Below are 15,812 nucleotides of genomic sequence, written 5' to 3'. Positions count from 1 at the left end.
ATTTAAAAGGTCCTTTTGTATGGTATGGCCTGAATTGGAATATTCGCGCAAAGACAAGGGAGCGTGTCACTGCAGCCATTGATTATATTATGCGTTATCTCAAGCTCAACACCGCCCGGATCAATGTCCATGTATTTTGAGATCATATGAATCATATCATCCTTTATCATCTCCATGATATCAGGAGAACAGTTAAGCTTGTCCGATGCAAGCAGGATTTTCAGCCTTGATCTGGCAATCTCTCCTGAATTTTTCTTTTGGAAAACAGATAAAAGATTCATGCCATTCCCTCCTGTCCTTTTCTCAGAAGCTGGCTGTCTTAATAAAATAGCTCAGCCTGGAGAGAATACCTTTGGGAACTTTTAAATCCAGCAGAGGGACATCTTCGCCCAATATCCTCTTACAGATATTTAAGTAAGCCTGTCCTGCCATCGATTCCGATCCGACCAGAGGTTCTCCCTGATTGGTGGAAACCACAATGCTTTCGTCATCCGGCACCGCGCCGATGATATCCATGCCGAGTATGTCCATAACATCATCAATCGACATCATGTCCCCGCGTTTTACCATGTCCATACGTATTCTGTTTACAATGAGGTCAATTTGTTCCAGTTCGGCCGCCTCTAAAAGACCGATAATGCGGTCGGCATCGCGGATGGCTGAAACTTCGGGTGTAGTTACTACCAGAGCCCGGTCGGCTCCTGCTATGGCATTCTGGAAACCTTGTTCGATTCCAGCCGGGCAGTCCAGCAATATGTAATCGAAGTCGGTTCTCAAGTTGTCCACCAGTTTTATCATCTGTTCCGGATTAACCGCAGTTTTGTCTCTCGTCTGTGCAGACGGCAGTAAATATAAATTAGGATATCTTTTGTCTTTTATCAGAGCCTGTTTCATACGACAGTTGCCTTCAACTACATCCACCAGATTATATACAATCCGGTTTTCCAGTCCCATCACCACATCCAGGTTTCTAAGCCCGATATCTGTGTCGATGAGGATCACCTTTTTGCCCAGCATCGCCAGGCCGGTACCGATGTTCGCTGAAGTCGTCGTCTTACCGACTCCGCCTTTTCCGGAAGTAATAACAATGACTTCACTCATATGTCGATTCCTCCGTTTTCTTTATAACCCTAACGTATCTATTTTACCTTAAAATTCAAAATATTTCCAGTATTAAATAGAATTTAATATGCTAAAAAAGCTCTTTTTAAGGTTTTTAATACAAATTGTATCATTTTCGATACATGCCATCATGGGATTTTTGCCCAGGCGTTTGCCTTTTTCAGAGACAGGGCCTGTGTAATCGCTGATTCTTAGATGAACCGGCGCCATATCAATGGCAACCACAACGGCGTTTTTATTGCCGGCAGCTCCTGCGTGGGCACTTCCCCGCAGTTCTCCCAGCACGATAATATTGCCTTTGGCGATCACTCTTCCGCCGTGGTTCACATCACCGATGATGATAATGCTTGCCTCGGATTCCAACGTGTCGCCCCTTTTGATACTTCCCTTATAAAACTGGCCGGTGCAAAATGAAAGCTCCATCAGTTTCTCGTTCAATGCTTTTTCGCACCGTTCAATTCTCTTCGCGTCCGTATCGATCAGGCATAAAATTTCAACCTCTGAATTGGCTGTAATCGTATTCACGATTTGAAATTCTTCCTCTGACGTAAGATCTCTGCCTTCCAGGGTCAGCGCCATCTGCACAGAACCCCAGAATTTTGAACTTTCGTGAAATTTTCTGGCAATGTCCTCCAGAAGCTGTTCAAATGGAATCTCGGGATCGAGATAAACAGACATTCCGGATTTGTTGCCCTTGATGACCACTGAACTGTGCATAGTAACACCTCTTATCTTTTTAGTCCCCAACTGTTACATTGGATACATCTAACGCACCAGTATTTAATATCTGATCCAATTGTGTATATTTATAATAAAAACGATATACATTTTTGGCAACTGTAGCGGCATTGGAAGAAGAATATCCAAACGGAATATTCACTGTAACGCAGATTTCAGGGTTGTCATACGGAGCATAGGAAATGAAAAACGCATGGTTCGGCTTCATTCTGTTTTCCTGGGCCGTACCGGTTTTACCCGCTATCTTGACTTCCAAATCCTTGAAGATGTCTTTTGCCGATCCTTGGGCAACCACCCCGCGCATACCGTTCTGCACCACATCCCACGTGGAATCGGCGATTTCAACCTTGGAATGTATCTTTGGCTGGCGCTTTTCCAATAAATTTTCTTTGGAATCGGTTATTTTGTCAATCAGAGTCAGGTCGAAAACCGTTCCCCGGTTGGCGATTGCCGTTACATATCTGGAAAGCTGTACGTTTGAATAGGAATTGGTTCCCTGCCCCATGGCGGATCGTTCCGGCGCCTCTGTTGTAATTTCCGGAGTGGTCTCGGCGATCTCAACGCCTGAAGGCTGATCCAGCCCGAACATGGCTGCGTATTTCCTGATGGCCGCAATTCCCTTTTCCGAAGAGTAAGTTCCATCTGGTTCGGTGCTGAGACGGTGTGCAACTTCTGCGAAGAAATAGTTGCAGGAATTCATAATACCGCCTTCTACCGTCAGATTATTATGGCGTCCCGGGTAAATCCAGCATTTAATCGGAGGGGCTACCTCTTCATATTCACCGGTACAGTTGATGGTATCCGTAAGAGAAATCACATGCTCTTCCAGTCCGGCAATGGCCGTAATGGGTTTAAATGTGGAACCGGGAGCTTTTTTAACCTGTGTGGCGTTATTCCATAACGGAAGGGACATATCTTCATTCAGCTGGTTATAATAAGCCGCATCCACAGTTCCGGACAGACGGTTATTATCATAGCTTGGATAAGTTACCAGCGCCCGCACTTCCCCGGTTTTAACGTCCGTTACCACACAGCCGCCCGTACATGGATCTAGGGCCAGCTGAGCCGGTGTGATCTCAATCTTGGAAATCTTGTCCACAATAAACGTGAACGCATAATTATCGCCGTTATTGGTCAGCATGGCGATCTGCTGTTCGTCATAGGGAAGCACTTCCTGAGCATATAATGCAAGGCAGAGTTCTCTTCCCGTAACCACTTCATCGTTGACCAGATACCGGTATATCTTTTTTGTAAACTGCGTATCATCTACCAGATGAGCGAGCACATAATCGACCAGCGTATTAAAACTGTCATCTGCATTAGAGTATTTACTCTTTATCTCAAGTTTAGTCGTATCAATCCAGCTGTTTGCAATTCCTGAGTAAATAAAGTTTCTCAGGCTGATGGTTCCGTCCTTCCATGCAAGATATTCCGGGCTTGAAGTATCGATCTTGTCCTTCATGATAATTCCCACGGTCGGATCGGAAAGATAGGTGTAAATATACTGCATATAGGCCGACAGATCCGTAGGCAGATCGTTCATAACAGCCGCCTGTTCGCTCTGAAGCTCCGTGCGTATGTTATTCAGAATCTGTTCCCTGGAAATCAGAAACTTGGAATAAATCTGCTTTTCAATATCCGAAGCGTCCTCTGATGCTATCTTTTTCAGCGAAAGCACATTGTTATTGATCAGCTGATAGTAGGCATCTTTAACCGGGATCTCTTTTTTGGACGGGTCGGTTAAGATCGAAGGTTCCACGTCCTTATTGACCAGCCATTTTACCAGGATTCCGGCCAGCTGACGTTCAATCAGGTTGTAGGTGGCGATCTGCAGGTCCCTGTCTATGGTCAGATAGATGTTCTTTCCGGCCACAGGCTGAGTTTCATTATCTTCCACCTGAAGGATTCGTCCCACATTATCCACATACATGTTGCGGACCCCTTTTTTGCCCTGAAGTTCCTTCTCCATGGTCTCTTCAATTCCGATTCGTCCGACGATATCTGTGGACTGATAGTTTTCATCGATCTTCTTCAGTTCTTCCAGCTGATCTTCCTGCACTTTTCCGGTGTAACCGATAATCGGCGCAAAATATTTGCTGTCATTGTAAACGCGGATTGTGGATTCCTCTATGCCGATACCCTGAAGGTCAGCCATGTGTTCCATCACGTCCGCCACCGTTTCATCGCTGACATTAGAGGCGATTGTGGTCGTTTCGTACTTCTGATAGGCAGTCAGCGACATGGTATAGCGGATGTTGATCATTTTAAGAGCTACATCATCGGGTACCAGCAGCGGATTGCCTTTTTCATCCTTCAGTTTGTCGATTTCGTAATCTTTTTTCTTCTTTTCAAATAATTCACGTGCAGTAACGGTGGATGGATATTTACCGGAGGAATCCGTCAGCTCATCTACGGACGTTCGTCCATAGAGATCCCTCAGGAAACGCTTTCTGGCCGCCTCTGAAGATGAGGTATATACCATATCACCGTTGTTATCAATTGCAACTTCAAATTTCCCTTGTACGCTCTCCCCATGTTTGTCCAGTATCTGAACAAGTTCCAACAACATGGTGTTTCTCGTCTGGTTTTTTGTATAAGCACCGGTATCCTGAAGCGTAACGGAATAGGCCAGCTGATTATAGGCCAGTATATTTCCGTTTCTGTCATAGATATTGCCTCTGGTTCCGGCCGTATACACCGTCCTCATCGTCTTTTGTACATAGTTATCTAAAAATTGCTGCCCTTTTACAATCTGCAGGTCAAAAAGTTTGGAAACCAGCAGGCTGAACAGGCAGGTAAAAATCACTGCCAGGGCAAACAATCGTGAGGTAAACACTTTTTTTAGGAATTCTTTCAGTATTTCACATAAGTCGTTAAACAATCCTTCCGTCTCTCCTCTTTCCAAGTCCTTCCAAGCGCCTGTTGGTAAACAGGAACAACCGGTAAACCAAAAGCGTTGTCACAACGGTAAAAATAATCTCGGGAATAATAATTTCCCTGAAATAAAACATAAAATCAAGACGTCCCCTGATGAGGAAACGCAGCACATAGATATATACATTATATGCCAGCTCATTGAAAATACATAAAATCAATGGGAGGGTAATATAATCTTCATAATAATATTTTGTACAGATTCCGTTGGTATAGCCGATAAAGATATAAATCAGCATATAAAATCCAAAAGGTCCGCTGTAAAACAGATCCAATAAAAGGCCTGACAACAGCCCGTAATACATTCCCGCCTCTTTGCCCTCGATAAATCCAAAGGAAAATGTCAGAATCAGCAAAAGATTGGGCGCTGCCGACAAAAACGGCAGAAGGGGGAACACACAGTTCTGTATGGTAAATGCCAGTATGATGAGAACAACATTAATCAAAACCCGCTTCATTATTCACCTTTCTGATCTTCGGTTTCTTTTACTTGTGTTATGATCAGGACTTCCTGGAGGCTGCTGAACTCCGCCACCGGAATCAGATATCCGGAGCTGGTAAGCTCATTGGCATCCACCGTAATATCGGTGGCGTAGCCGAGAAGAATTCCGGGAAGGAATTTGGAACTGATATTGGATGTAATGATCTTATCCCCGTTCTTCACATCTCCGCCCTTTTTTATATCGGTAATCCTGAGTCTTCCCTCTTTATATAAAGTGAGATCCCCTCCCACAAGACAGGTGTCACCTGACTGCATTGCCATTGCGCTGACCCGGCTGGAATCATCAATAATGGAACGCACGGTGGCATAATTAGCCCCCACATCCGTCACAATGCCCACCAAACCGCCGTTGGCAAGCACATTGTTGTCGACCTCGATTCCATCGGCCGACCCCTTGTCAATTCGAAAGACCTGAAACCAGTCGCCGGAATCCTTGGCGATTACCCGGGCCCCGATCTTTTCATACTGCATATAATCCTGGTCCAGCTGATAAAGCTCTCTCAAGCGGTTTAATTCAAACTGCTCTGCCTGAAGGCGGTTATTCTCTTCGGTCAGAGCTGCAATATCGCCTTTTAATTTCTGATTCTCGTCCAATGCGGTCTTTAATTTCCAAAAGTCTGTAATATCCTCATACAGAGCGCGCCCCACGGTATTAACGCCGGACTGGACTGGTATTAAAAAATACCCCACCCCTGTTCGAAGTGGAGAAAGCCATGTATCATTAATTGAGGTAATTCCGATTAACAGCACGCAAAATGCGGTTAACCCCATTAAAATGTATTTACTGCGCTTTGAATCCATTATAACATTCCTTTTTCTTTAAAACTGATATAGGCATTATCGCCTATAACGATGTGATCCAAAAGTTCGATTCCCACCAGTTTGCTGGCCTCATCCACCCGTTTTGTCAGGCGCAGGTCATCTTTGCTGGGCGCCGGATCTCCGCTGGGATGATTGTGCACCATAATCATCTTCACCGCATGATACCGCAGGGCTTCAATCAAAATCTCCCGTGGTGTGGCGATGGAGGCGTTTACCGTGCCTTTTGAGATCAGAACATCCTTTATCAGCATATTTTTTGTGTTCAAAAGCATGATTTTAAGCTGTTCCTGTTCCATGTGCCTCATGTCTTCCATATAGTAATTGGCGATGGCACGCGGATGATCGAAACAGGTGTTGTCGTTCACTGCAGCCCGTTTCCAGATTCTTCTCGATAACTCTCCAATGCACAGCAGCTGTGCTCCTTTTACCTGTCCGATCCCTTTTACATTCATCAGTTCGGGCAGGGAAAGATGCAATAGCCCTAAAATACCCTCACCCGGATAGTTTAAGGCTAAAATATTATTCGCCAGGTCTAAAGAGTTTTCTCCCCTTCTGCCGGTCCTGATGATGATGGACAGCAATTCCGCATCCGTTAAGGAATCCGGCCCGAATTGAAGGCACTTTTCATAAGGGCGTTCGCAGGCGGGGATGTCTTTCATAGTTATTGTTTCCATATTTCTCCCAACTACGCAACTCTCCAAGCAACTTTGTCAGGAATTATAGTATGCGGTATGTGATTAAGGCGATAACGACGCCTATAATACCCGCCATTGTAATCTTTATACTCAAGCCGAAGGTGATAACCAGAATCCCGAAATTCAGGATTAAAGGACTGTCCAGCCCAAACGACTGTCCGAAATTCAGCCAGGACAGCCAGGATACTCCTTCTGCCAGATTACCGATGAAGCCGCCTAATACGATTCCGGCCAGCATCAGAAGTAATAATACCCAGAAATTCTTATTTCTCATCTGACATTCCTCTTTTTCGTATTGAATCATTGTATCATAAGTTTGTTCTCATGTATACAATTTTTTCCGGCTACTTTAAAGTGACGATTCCGGCTTCCACCAGCTTCTGAAGGGATTTTAAAATTCCCATTTTGGCATGATACCAGGTGAGCCCTCCCTGGAAGAACACGGTATAAGGCGGCTTAATCGGTCCGTCCGCACTGAGTTCTATGGAGGAACCCTGCACGAAAGCGCCTGCTGCCATGATGACGTCCGCATCATAGCCCGGCATAGCCCACGGCTCAGGAGTAACAAAGCTGTCCACAGGGGCCGCTGCCTGAATTCCCTGGCAGAATGCAATAACGCCTTCCGGAGTTCCGAAGGTCACCGCCTGAATGATATCGTGACGGGACTCTTTGCTGTCAGGAACAACGGAAAATCCCAGTTTTTCATAAACATTAGCCGCAAAGATTGCGCCTTTGAGCGCGCCTGCAACCACAGTCGGGGATAAGAACAGTCCCTGATAGAAGGATTGGTTCAGTCCCAGGCTTGCCCCTACCTCTTTACCGAGACCCGGCGCGCTCAGACGGTAAGATGCCCGGTCAATGCAGTCCTGACGGCCCACAATATAACCTCCGATCGGAGCCAGCCCGCCGCCAGGATTCTTAATTAACGATCCCACGATCATATCGGCTCCCACATCGGTAGGTTCGATTTCCTCTACAAATTCTCCGTAACAGTTATCCACCATGCAGATGGTGTCCGGTTTTATCTCTTTTATAAACTTAATCAGTTCCCCGATTCGTTTAACCGATAAGGTAGGTCTGGTGGCATACCCTTTGGATCGCTGGATCGTAACCAGCTTTGTTTTCTCATTAACCGCTTTTCTGATATTTTCATAATCAAATGATCCGTCTTCCAAAAGATCCACCTGCCGGTAAACCACCCCATATTCCTTTAAAGAACCTGCGGATTCCCGGATTCCGATCACCTCTTCTAGGGTATCATAGGGTTTTCCTACAGGGGAAAGCAGCTCGTCACCCGGACGCAGATTGCCGGACAGCGCAATATGAAGGGCATGTGTTCCGCTGATCAGCTGAGGCCTTACCAAGGCGCTTTCTCCATGAAAAGCGCTGGCATAAACGGATTCCAGAGTGTCTCTGCCCAGATCGTTATATCCATAACCGGTAGTAGCCGCAAAATGGATATCGCTCACACGGTTATCCTGCATGGCTTTTAATACTTTTAACTGATTATATTCAGCTGTTTCATCAATCGCTTCAAACCGTTCTTTCAGGTCATCTTCTATATTCCTGCCAAAATCCAGCACGGCTTTGCTGATTCCCAGCTGTTCATACATCTTTTCTAACTCCATCTTTCGTTCTCCACATCATCTAAAATTTTTTTAAGCACCAGGTTCCTGTCATAACCGAACTCCGGCAGATTAAGCCATCTGACATCACGTTCCCTTTTAAACCAGGTGAGCTGTCTTTTTGCAAAATGTCTGGTGTCTCTTTTTAAGATATAAACGGCCTCTTCCAGGGTGCATTCCCCATTAATATAATCCAGAATTTCTTTGTATCCAAGTCCCTGCATAGATACCATTCCTCTGGTACATCCCATGGCCGAAAGCATTTTCACCTCATCCACCAGCCCGTTTTCCATCATCTGATCCACGCGAAGGTCTATCTGGGAATACAGTTTATCCCGGTCCGTGTTGATTACATAATAGAGGAAGCGGTAAGGGGATTCCTTCTGCCTCTCTTCTTCATTATGGGCGGATATCCGTTCGCCGGTCAGACGGTAATACTCAATGGCCCGGATCACCCGTTTCTGATTGTTCGGGTGAATGGCCTTTGCCGATTCCGGGTCCACCTCATTCAGCATATCATGCATAAACTGCGGTCCCTGCTCTGCTGCCAGATGCTCCAGCTCTCGTCTGATTTGGCTGTTGCCGTCGTCTTCTTTAAAATCAATATCATATAAAAGCGCCTGGATATAAAATCCCGTTCCGCCAGTCACAATAGGAATATGGGACGCCCCGTAAATCTTATTGAGAGCTTCTTTTGCCATGGACTGAAAAACCACAACATTGAACTCCTCAGTTGGTTCCAGCACATCGATCAGGTGATGGGGAACGCCGTCCATTTCCTCCGGACGGATCTTGGCCGACCCGATATCCATATGGCGGTACACCTGCATGGAGTCAGCGCTTATTATCTCCCCTCCTACCGCATGTGCCAGTTCGATGGACAGGGCTGTCTTTCCCACCGCAGTAGGGCCTGTTAAAATGATAATCGGTTGTTTCATGATATCCTTCCTTTAAACAATGCGCTTAAATTTCTTTTCCAGCTCGTATTTGCTCATGGATATAATCGTAGGCCTGCCATGGGGACAGGCATATGGATTCTCCAGTTCTAAAAGCTGGTCGATCAGCTTGTCCGCCTCCAATGCCGACATCTGATGATTGCCTTTCACCGCCGCTTTACACGACATGGACGCAACCTTTTCATAGATAATATCCGGATTATGGCCTGCAATCTCACCTGTCAGACCGTCAATCATCTCCATCAGCAGTTCTTTTTTGGCAATGGAAAACAGATTGTCCGGAACCGCCCTGACCGCATATTCCTTCCCGCCAAAATGTTCGATTTCAAATCCCATTTTGGTGAAATATTCAAGGTACTCTTTTAACAGGATCTCTTCATTTCCGCTGAGTGTGAGAATAATCGGAGGGTTTACCATCTGTGACGTATACTCCCTTTGTTTTAAGGACTGCATGGTTTTTTCAAACAAAACCTTTTCATGGGCCGCATGCTGGTCAATGATATAAAGCTGCTGGTTAAATTCCACCAGCCAGTAGGTATCAAACAATTGTCCGATCAATTTGTGGCGCTCTCTGGCCTTTGGCTCCAAAAGCTTCTCTTCAAACAAATCCAGCTGTTCCGGTTTTTCCTGCACCACAGCCGGCCGGCTTTCCTCTGCTTTAGCTTCTGTTTTCTCCACCGGTTTTTCGGCCGGTTCCAAGGGCTTTTCCTCAATTTCTGCGACGGTTTCAGGCCGGGTCTGCACAGTCTCAGGCCGTTCTGTCCGGTATTCCCCCGGGATTATTACCCTGTTCTCCCTTTTATCAGGAAAAGGAGTCTGGTTCTGAGTTCTTCCGGGAATTCTGAGTGCCTCCCGGATCGGCAGTTCTTTTAAATCCGGAGCAGTAACTGCTGCTTCCCGGTCTGATTTCCAACCGGGTGAAGACTCGCGGATAAAAGCGGGGGAAAGCTCTCTTCTCTTTTTCTCAAACGGTTCCGGAATCCGCTCCCTCTTAAATACCGGCTTTTCTTTTTCTTCATCCTCATCCGCCTTCAGGGATACTTCCGGTATCAGTTCCTTTTGTTCTAGCGCTGCCGTCAAAGCCTGAAATACCAGCTGGTAGATCTTTTCCGGCTTTGAAAAACGCAGTTCCATCTTGGTTGGATGGACATTAATATCCAGAGATTCCGGATCGATGGAAAAATGAAGCAAGGTGAACGGATACTTATGCTGCATCATAAAAGGTTTATAAGCATCCTCAATAGCCTTTGCAATCACATTGCTCTTTATATATCTTCCATTAATATAATAATTTTCAAAATTCCGGTTGCTTCTTGCAATCACGGGTTTCCCGATAAAACCGCGGACTTTCACCTCTTCATCGCCGGTCTGCACTTCTAAAAGGTTGGCTGCAATTTCTCTGCCGAATACCGTATAAATGATATCTCTTACATTATGGTTTCCCGACGTATGAAGACGGTTTTGATTATTCTGAATGAACCGGATGGATACTTCCGGATGGGAAAGGGCGATCTTTTCCACCAGATCAGCCACATGAGCCCCTTCCGTCTGCGGTGTTTTTAAAAACTTCTTCCTTACCGGAGTATTAAAAAACAAATTTCGTACAATAAAAGTCGTGCCTTCCGGAGCGCCGATCTCATCCAGCGCCTTTTCCTGCCCGCCTTCAATCTGATATCTGGAACCGGTTATGCTGGAGCTGATCTTTGTAATCAGTTCCACCTGGGCCACCGCCGCAATACTGGACAGGGCCTCACCTCTAAAACCCAAAGACGAGATGGTGAACAGGTCTTCGATTGTCTTGATTTTGCTGGTGGAATGCCGCAGAAAAGCCAGAGCAATCTCTTCCTTTGGAATTCCGCATCCATTATCAGTAACCCGGATAAAAGAGATTCCGCCGTCCTTGATCTCAATTGTCACTGCCGTCGCTCCGGCATCGATGGCATTTTCCAAAAGCTCTTTGACAACCGACGCAGGGCGTTCAATCACTTCACCGGCAGCAATTTTATTAATTGTATTTTGATCCAGTACTGTAATATTCGGCATAAATTCCTTTCTTTCTACCAGCGGTTCTTAATCTTTGTCTGAAGCTGGTACAATGTATTCAATGCATCGATCGGCGTCATCTTACCAAGATCCATATCCGACAGTTCTTTAATAATATCATCATCTTTTACCGTCTCAAAGATGGACATCTGAAGAAGATCCACTTCGTCCGGCTTGGGCACTGATTTTCTCTGGCTCAAATTGGTTGAGGACTGGGCGATCTCCTTGGCTTTCGCTGTAATATCGGCGCTGCTTAACTCTTCCACCAGTTCTTTTGCCCGTTCAATTACAGGCTCCGGCACGCCGGCCAGCTTTGCCACCTGGATTCCGTAGCTCTTATCCGCCCCGCCTTTTACGATCTTTCTCAGGAAGACAATGTCATCCCCCTGTTCTTTTACCGCGATACAGTAGTTATTGACCCCGCTCATGGTGCCTTCCAGTTCGGTCAGCTCATGATAATGGGTTGCAAACAATGTTTTCGCCCCTAACACCTTCGTGTTGCTGATATGTTCCACAACCGCCCATGCAATGCTGAGCCCGTCGAAGGTGCTGGTGCCCCGGCCGATCTCGTCCAGGATCAGAAGGCTGTTTTTCGTCGCATTTCTGAGAATATTGGCAACCTCGGTCATCTCCACCATAAAGGTGCTTTGACCGCTTGCTAAATCATCGGAAGCTCCCACACGGGTGAAAATCCGGTCGCAGATTCCCACATTGGCAGATTCCGCAGGCACAAAGCTGCCCACCTGGGCCATTAAAACGATCAGGGCCGTCTGTCTCATATAAGTGGATTTTCCGGCCATATTGGGCCCTGTTATAATGGAAATCCTGTTTTTTCCATTATCCAGATAAGTATCGTTGGATACGAAAAGATCGTCGCGCATCATCTTTTCCACAACCGGATGGCGTCCGTTTTTGATCTGGATGATGCCCTTTTCATTGATCGAAGGCTTTATGTAATTATTCCTGGTGGCAACTACGGAAAGGGATGCGAACACATCCATTCCGGCTATCGCTTTTGCAGACTTCTGGATTCTTAAAACCTCCAGGGCAATCTGGTCCCGAACCTGGCAGAACAGATCATATTCCAGTGAAAACAGCTTGTCCTCAGCGCCTAATATGATATCTTCCAGATTTTTCAGCTCATCTGTTGTATACCGTTCCGCATTGGCCAGGGTCTGCTTTCTGATAAAATAATCCGGCACCAGATCCTTGAACGAATTTGTAACTTCAAAATAATATCCAAATACTTTATTATATTTTATTTTCAGGTTTTTTATGCCTGTTTTTTCTTTTTCCCGCTGTTCTAATTCAGCAAGCCATGTTTTTCCCTCGGTTTTTGCATGGCGAAGCTTGTCCGTTTCCTCGTGGAACCCGTCTTTGATCATTCCTCCGTCCCTGACCGATATGGGTGGATCGTCCTCTATCGCCCGGTCGATCAGCTGATATAAATCTTCCAGAGGATCTAAATCCTCGTCCAATTCCCGAAACAGCTGGGAGCTGAATTCTTTTAAAATGTTTTTGATGTGAGGAAGCATCTCCAGGGAATTTTTAAATGCGATTAAATCCCTGGGATTGGCTGTTTTATAGCTGATCCGTCCAATGAGACGTTCCAGGTCATAGATCGGATTTAAATACTCGCAGATTTCCTCTCGGGAGATAAAATTCATATTGAGTTCTTCAATGGCATTCTGTCTCTTTAAGATTTCATCCCGGTCGATCAGAGGCTGTTCCAGGAAATTGCGCAGCAGCCTGGCGCCCATGGCCGTCTTTGTTTTATCCAGCACCCATAAAAGCGTTCCACGCTTCTGTTTTTCACGCATCGTTTCCACCAGCTCTAAGTTCCGCCTGGTGGAGGTGTCTAACATCATGAACTGGCCCGTCGTATATGGGGTCAGCGTGGTGATATGGCTCAATGTGCTCTTCTGGGTTTCATAGAGATACTGCATCACTGCTCCCGCGGCGATGGAACCGATCTCATAATCATTTAGTCCAAGACCTTCCAGAGAGTTGACATGATAATGTTCTCTGATAATTTTATGGCAGGCTTCTTCGGCAAAAAAGCGATTATCCATTGAAGATACCGCCACATGATACCGCTCTTTCAGATCGGTCAAATCCACCCCGGACATGTTAAAGGCTTCATTGCAGATGATCTCGGAAGGAGCAAATTTATTAATTTCGTCGAATAAATTTCTTTCATTGGATACTTCTGTTACGAGAAATTCTCCGGTTGTAATATCCGCGGTCGCAATTCCGAAGGATTCGTCTAAATATACGATTCCCATCAGGTAGTTATTCTTCGTTTCATCCAGTGCCTGAGCGCTGGTGATGGTACCGGGCGTTACAATTCGGATGACCTCTCTTTTTACCAGTCCTTTGGCCAGCTTGGGATCTTCCATCTGCTCCGCGATGGCTACCTTATATCCTTTTTGAACCAGACGGTTTAAGTAAGTATCAAGGGCATGAAAAGGAACGCCGCACATAGGCGCGCGTTCCTCTAAGCCACATTCCTTTCCTGTTAAGGTAATCTCCAGCTCTCTTGATACGGTAATCGCATCTTCAAAAAACATCTCATAAAAATCTCCCAGCCTGTAAAAGAGAATACAGTCCGGATATTCTTTTTTGGTTTCAGTATAATGAACCATCATAGGTGACAGTCCCATAAATTTCCTCTTTTCTAATCTCGTTAATTTTCTTTAGTGTTTTACTTGTGTCCCCATATAGTAAAATCCCTTGGATTCATCCAGGTATACATCCACGATTTTTCCGATCAGGGATTCATCTCCTGGGAAATGAACAATGGTATTGTTATCCATCCGTCCGGTCACAAATCCATCCTGGTGGTCGTCCATATTCTCCACCAGAACCTTTTGAACCGTATGGGCATCGCGGCCGGAAACTTCGGCTGAAATCCTCTGAACCTCTTCTAAAAGGCGGTCAAACCGTTCTTTTACCACATCTTCCGGAACCTGGTCCTCCATGGCGGCTGCAGGCGTTCCGGTCCGCTTGGAATAGATAAAGGTAAATGCGCTGTCATAACGGACCTGGCGCACCACATCCAGGGTTTCCTCAAAATCCTCTTCTGTCTCACCCGGGAATCCGACGATGATATCTGTGGTCAGCGAGATGTCCGGAACCGCGTCCTTAATCTTCTTTGCCAGTTCCAGATACTGTTCTTTTGTATACTTCCGGTTCATCACCTTTAAAACCCGGCTGCTGCCGGATTGAAGGGGAAGGTGGAGATGACGGCATACCTTTTTGGAGTTCTTCATCACCTCAATCAGTTCATCCGACAGATCTTTTGGATGGGATGTCATAAAACGGATTCTTTCCAGCCCTTCGATCTCATCGACCCTTCTCAGCAGTTCGGCAAATGTAATCGGATGTTCCAGGTTCTTTCCATATGAATTAACATTCTGTCCCAGAAGCATCACTTCAATGACTCCGTCGGCCACAAGCGACTTGATCTCCGCTATAATATCCTCCGGATTTCGGCTTCTCTCTCTTCCACGCACGTAGGGAACGATGCAATAGCTGCAGAAATTATTGCAGCCAAACATAATATTCACGCCTGATTTGAATGAATACTTTCTCTCAACCGGCAGATCTTCAACGATTTTATCCGTCTTTTCCCATATATCCACCACCATCTTTTTCCGGTCTAAGCGTTCAGACAGCAATTCTGCCAGCTTAAAGATATTATGGGTTCCAAATATTACGTCAACGAACCGGTAGCTTTTCTTAATCTTCGCAACAACTTCCGGTTCCTGCATCATACATCCGCAGAGGGCGATCAGCATATTGGGGTTTTTCTTTTTCAAGCTGTTCAGATATCCAAGGCGGCCGTACACTCTCTGGTTGGCGTTTTCACGCACCGTACAGGTGTTGTACAGGACAAAATCGGCTTCATCCGTATCCGTTTCAACAAAACCGATCTGTTCGAGAATCCCCAGAAGCTTTTCCGAATCCCTGGCGTTCATCTGACAGCCGAAGGTGTTGATACAGCAGGTCAAAGGCCGGCCCGCCTGTTTACTCATTTCCTCCACTTGGGAGCGGACTTTATTCATGAAATACTGTTGTCTCTCCGGTTCATTTACCGGTATGCTCCCCTGGTTTTCATCCTGTAGCGTCTCTATATGATTCATCTATCTTTCCCTCATAATTCCATTTAAATTTTAGTTTCAAAATATTATAGCATAAATCAAAATGATTGCAAACACCAAAAAAGAAAAGGCGGCTGCCTGCTGACCACTTTTTATCAAATTTTAAGAAAAATGAAGTTACTGTAAATTTCTATCCGGCCGGCAAAAGATACGCCGTAAAGAAAGGAAACTTCCATTCTTTACGGCTGTATGTCATCTTGCTGATGATTTAA

The 15,812-nt window shown here is 45.6% G+C and carries 13 protein-coding genes; all 13 read right to left on the bottom strand.

Going from position 1 to position 15,812, the window contains the following annotated elements:
- Nucleotides 1-2: 2 nt before the first annotated feature.
- The 13 genes from minE to miaB all read right to left on the bottom strand — a co-directional run bounded on the left by minE (nt 3) and on the right by miaB (nt 15,582).
- On the bottom strand, nt 3-281 hold the full coding sequence (gene minE, locus C0033_RS00140) for a cell division topological specificity factor MinE (protein ID WP_103225849.1): 279 nt from the start codon (nt 279-281) through the stop codon (nt 3-5).
- A gap of 22 nt (nt 282-303) precedes the next feature.
- A complete protein-coding gene (gene minD, locus C0033_RS00135; protein WP_103225848.1) occupies nt 304-1,101 on the bottom strand; it encodes a septum site-determining protein MinD in 798 nt (265 codons plus the stop codon).
- 72 nt (nt 1,102-1,173) lie between these two features.
- Nucleotides 1,174-1,839 carry a septum site-determining protein MinC gene (locus C0033_RS00130; RefSeq protein WP_103225847.1) on the bottom strand — a complete coding sequence of 222 codons (666 nt, stop codon included), beginning with the start codon at nt 1,837-1,839 and terminating at the stop codon, nt 1,174-1,176.
- A gap of 19 nt (nt 1,840-1,858) precedes the next feature.
- The gene (locus C0033_RS00125; protein ID WP_103225846.1) at nt 1,859-4,741 is read right to left on the bottom strand and encodes a penicillin-binding transpeptidase domain-containing protein; all 2,883 of its coding nucleotides are present in this window, start codon (nt 4,739-4,741) and stop codon (nt 1,859-1,861) included.
- Complete coding sequence (mreD, locus tag C0033_RS00120) at nt 4,734-5,252, bottom strand: rod shape-determining protein MreD (RefSeq protein ID WP_103225845.1); 519 nt, start codon at nt 5,250-5,252, stop codon at nt 4,734-4,736. The genes C0033_RS00125 and mreD overlap by 8 nt, the downstream gene beginning before the upstream one ends.
- Nucleotides 5,252-6,097: a rod shape-determining protein MreC gene (mreC, locus tag C0033_RS00115; protein WP_103225844.1), complete on the bottom strand. Its 846-nt coding sequence runs from the start codon at nt 6,095-6,097 to the stop codon at nt 5,252-5,254. Before mreC ends, mreD begins: the two co-directional genes overlap by 1 nt.
- Complete coding sequence (gene radC / locus C0033_RS00110; protein ID WP_103225843.1) at nt 6,097-6,792, bottom strand: DNA repair protein RadC; 696 nt, start codon at nt 6,790-6,792, stop codon at nt 6,097-6,099. The genes mreC and radC overlap by 1 nt, the downstream gene beginning before the upstream one ends.
- 43 nt (nt 6,793-6,835) lie before the next feature.
- The gene (locus C0033_RS00105; protein ID WP_103225842.1) at nt 6,836-7,087 is read right to left on the bottom strand and encodes a DUF4321 domain-containing protein; all 252 of its coding nucleotides are present in this window, start codon (nt 7,085-7,087) and stop codon (nt 6,836-6,838) included.
- 70 nt (nt 7,088-7,157) lie between these two features.
- Nucleotides 7,158-8,441, bottom strand: coding sequence for a methionine gamma-lyase family protein (locus C0033_RS00100; RefSeq protein ID WP_103225841.1), 1,284 nt, complete (start codon nt 8,439-8,441; stop codon nt 7,158-7,160).
- Nucleotides 8,432-9,376 carry a tRNA (adenosine(37)-N6)-dimethylallyltransferase MiaA gene (miaA, locus tag C0033_RS00095; protein ID WP_103225840.1) on the bottom strand — a complete coding sequence of 315 codons (945 nt, stop codon included), beginning with the start codon at nt 9,374-9,376 and terminating at the stop codon, nt 8,432-8,434. Before miaA ends, C0033_RS00100 begins: the two co-directional genes overlap by 10 nt.
- 12 nt (nt 9,377-9,388) lie before the next feature.
- A complete protein-coding gene (gene mutL / locus C0033_RS00090; protein WP_103225839.1) occupies nt 9,389-11,437 on the bottom strand; it encodes a DNA mismatch repair endonuclease MutL in 2,049 nt (682 codons plus the stop codon).
- Between the two features lie 14 nt (nt 11,438-11,451).
- Nucleotides 11,452-14,100, bottom strand: coding sequence for a DNA mismatch repair protein MutS (mutS, locus tag C0033_RS00085; protein WP_103225838.1), 2,649 nt, complete (start codon nt 14,098-14,100; stop codon nt 11,452-11,454).
- Nucleotides 14,101-14,133: 33 nt separating this feature from the next.
- Complete coding sequence (gene miaB, locus C0033_RS00080) at nt 14,134-15,582, bottom strand: tRNA (N6-isopentenyl adenosine(37)-C2)-methylthiotransferase MiaB (RefSeq protein WP_103225837.1); 1,449 nt, start codon at nt 15,580-15,582, stop codon at nt 14,134-14,136.
- Nucleotides 15,583-15,812: the final 230 nt, after the last annotated feature.

The sequence above is a fragment of the Clostridium sp. chh4-2 genome (assembly GCF_002899675.1).
GTDB lineage: Bacteria > Bacillota > Clostridia > Lachnospirales > Lachnospiraceae > CHH4-2.
The sequence above is the reverse complement of the archived record's forward strand: the minus strand, read 5'-3'. Positions and strand labels throughout refer to the sequence as shown.

What these genes read in the sequence shown, in the direction of transcription:
- mutL (WP_103225839.1), bottom strand. Translation starts at nt 11,437, where the DNA reads ATGCCGAATATTACAGTACTGGATCAAAATACAATTAATAAAATTGCT.
- radC (WP_103225843.1), bottom strand. Translation starts at nt 6,792, where the DNA reads ATGGAAACAATAACTATGAAAGACATCCCCGCCTGCGAACGCCCTTAT.
- C0033_RS00105 (WP_103225842.1), bottom strand. Translation starts at nt 7,087, where the DNA reads ATGAGAAATAAGAATTTCTGGGTATTATTACTTCTGATGCTGGCCGGA.
- mreC (WP_103225844.1), bottom strand. Translation starts at nt 6,097, where the DNA reads ATGGATTCAAAGCGCAGTAAATACATTTTAATGGGGTTAACCGCATTT.
- C0033_RS00130 (WP_103225847.1), bottom strand. Translation starts at nt 1,839, where the DNA reads ATGCACAGTTCAGTGGTCATCAAGGGCAACAAATCCGGAATGTCTGTT.
- minE (WP_103225849.1), bottom strand. Translation starts at nt 281, where the DNA reads ATGAATCTTTTATCTGTTTTCCAAAAGAAAAATTCAGGAGAGATTGCC.
- mreD (WP_103225845.1), bottom strand. Translation starts at nt 5,252, where the DNA reads ATGAAGCGGGTTTTGATTAATGTTGTTCTCATCATACTGGCATTTACC.
- minD (WP_103225848.1), bottom strand. Translation starts at nt 1,101, where the DNA reads ATGAGTGAAGTCATTGTTATTACTTCCGGAAAAGGCGGAGTCGGTAAG.
- miaA (WP_103225840.1), bottom strand. Translation starts at nt 9,376, where the DNA reads ATGAAACAACCGATTATCATTTTAACAGGCCCTACTGCGGTGGGAAAG.
- C0033_RS00100 (WP_103225841.1), bottom strand. Translation starts at nt 8,441, where the DNA reads ATGGAGTTAGAAAAGATGTATGAACAGCTGGGAATCAGCAAAGCCGTG.
- mutS (WP_103225838.1), bottom strand. Translation starts at nt 14,100, where the DNA reads ATGGGACTGTCACCTATGATGGTTCATTATACTGAAACCAAAAAAGAA.
- miaB (WP_103225837.1), bottom strand. Translation starts at nt 15,582, where the DNA reads ATGAATCATATAGAGACGCTACAGGATGAAAACCAGGGGAGCATACCG.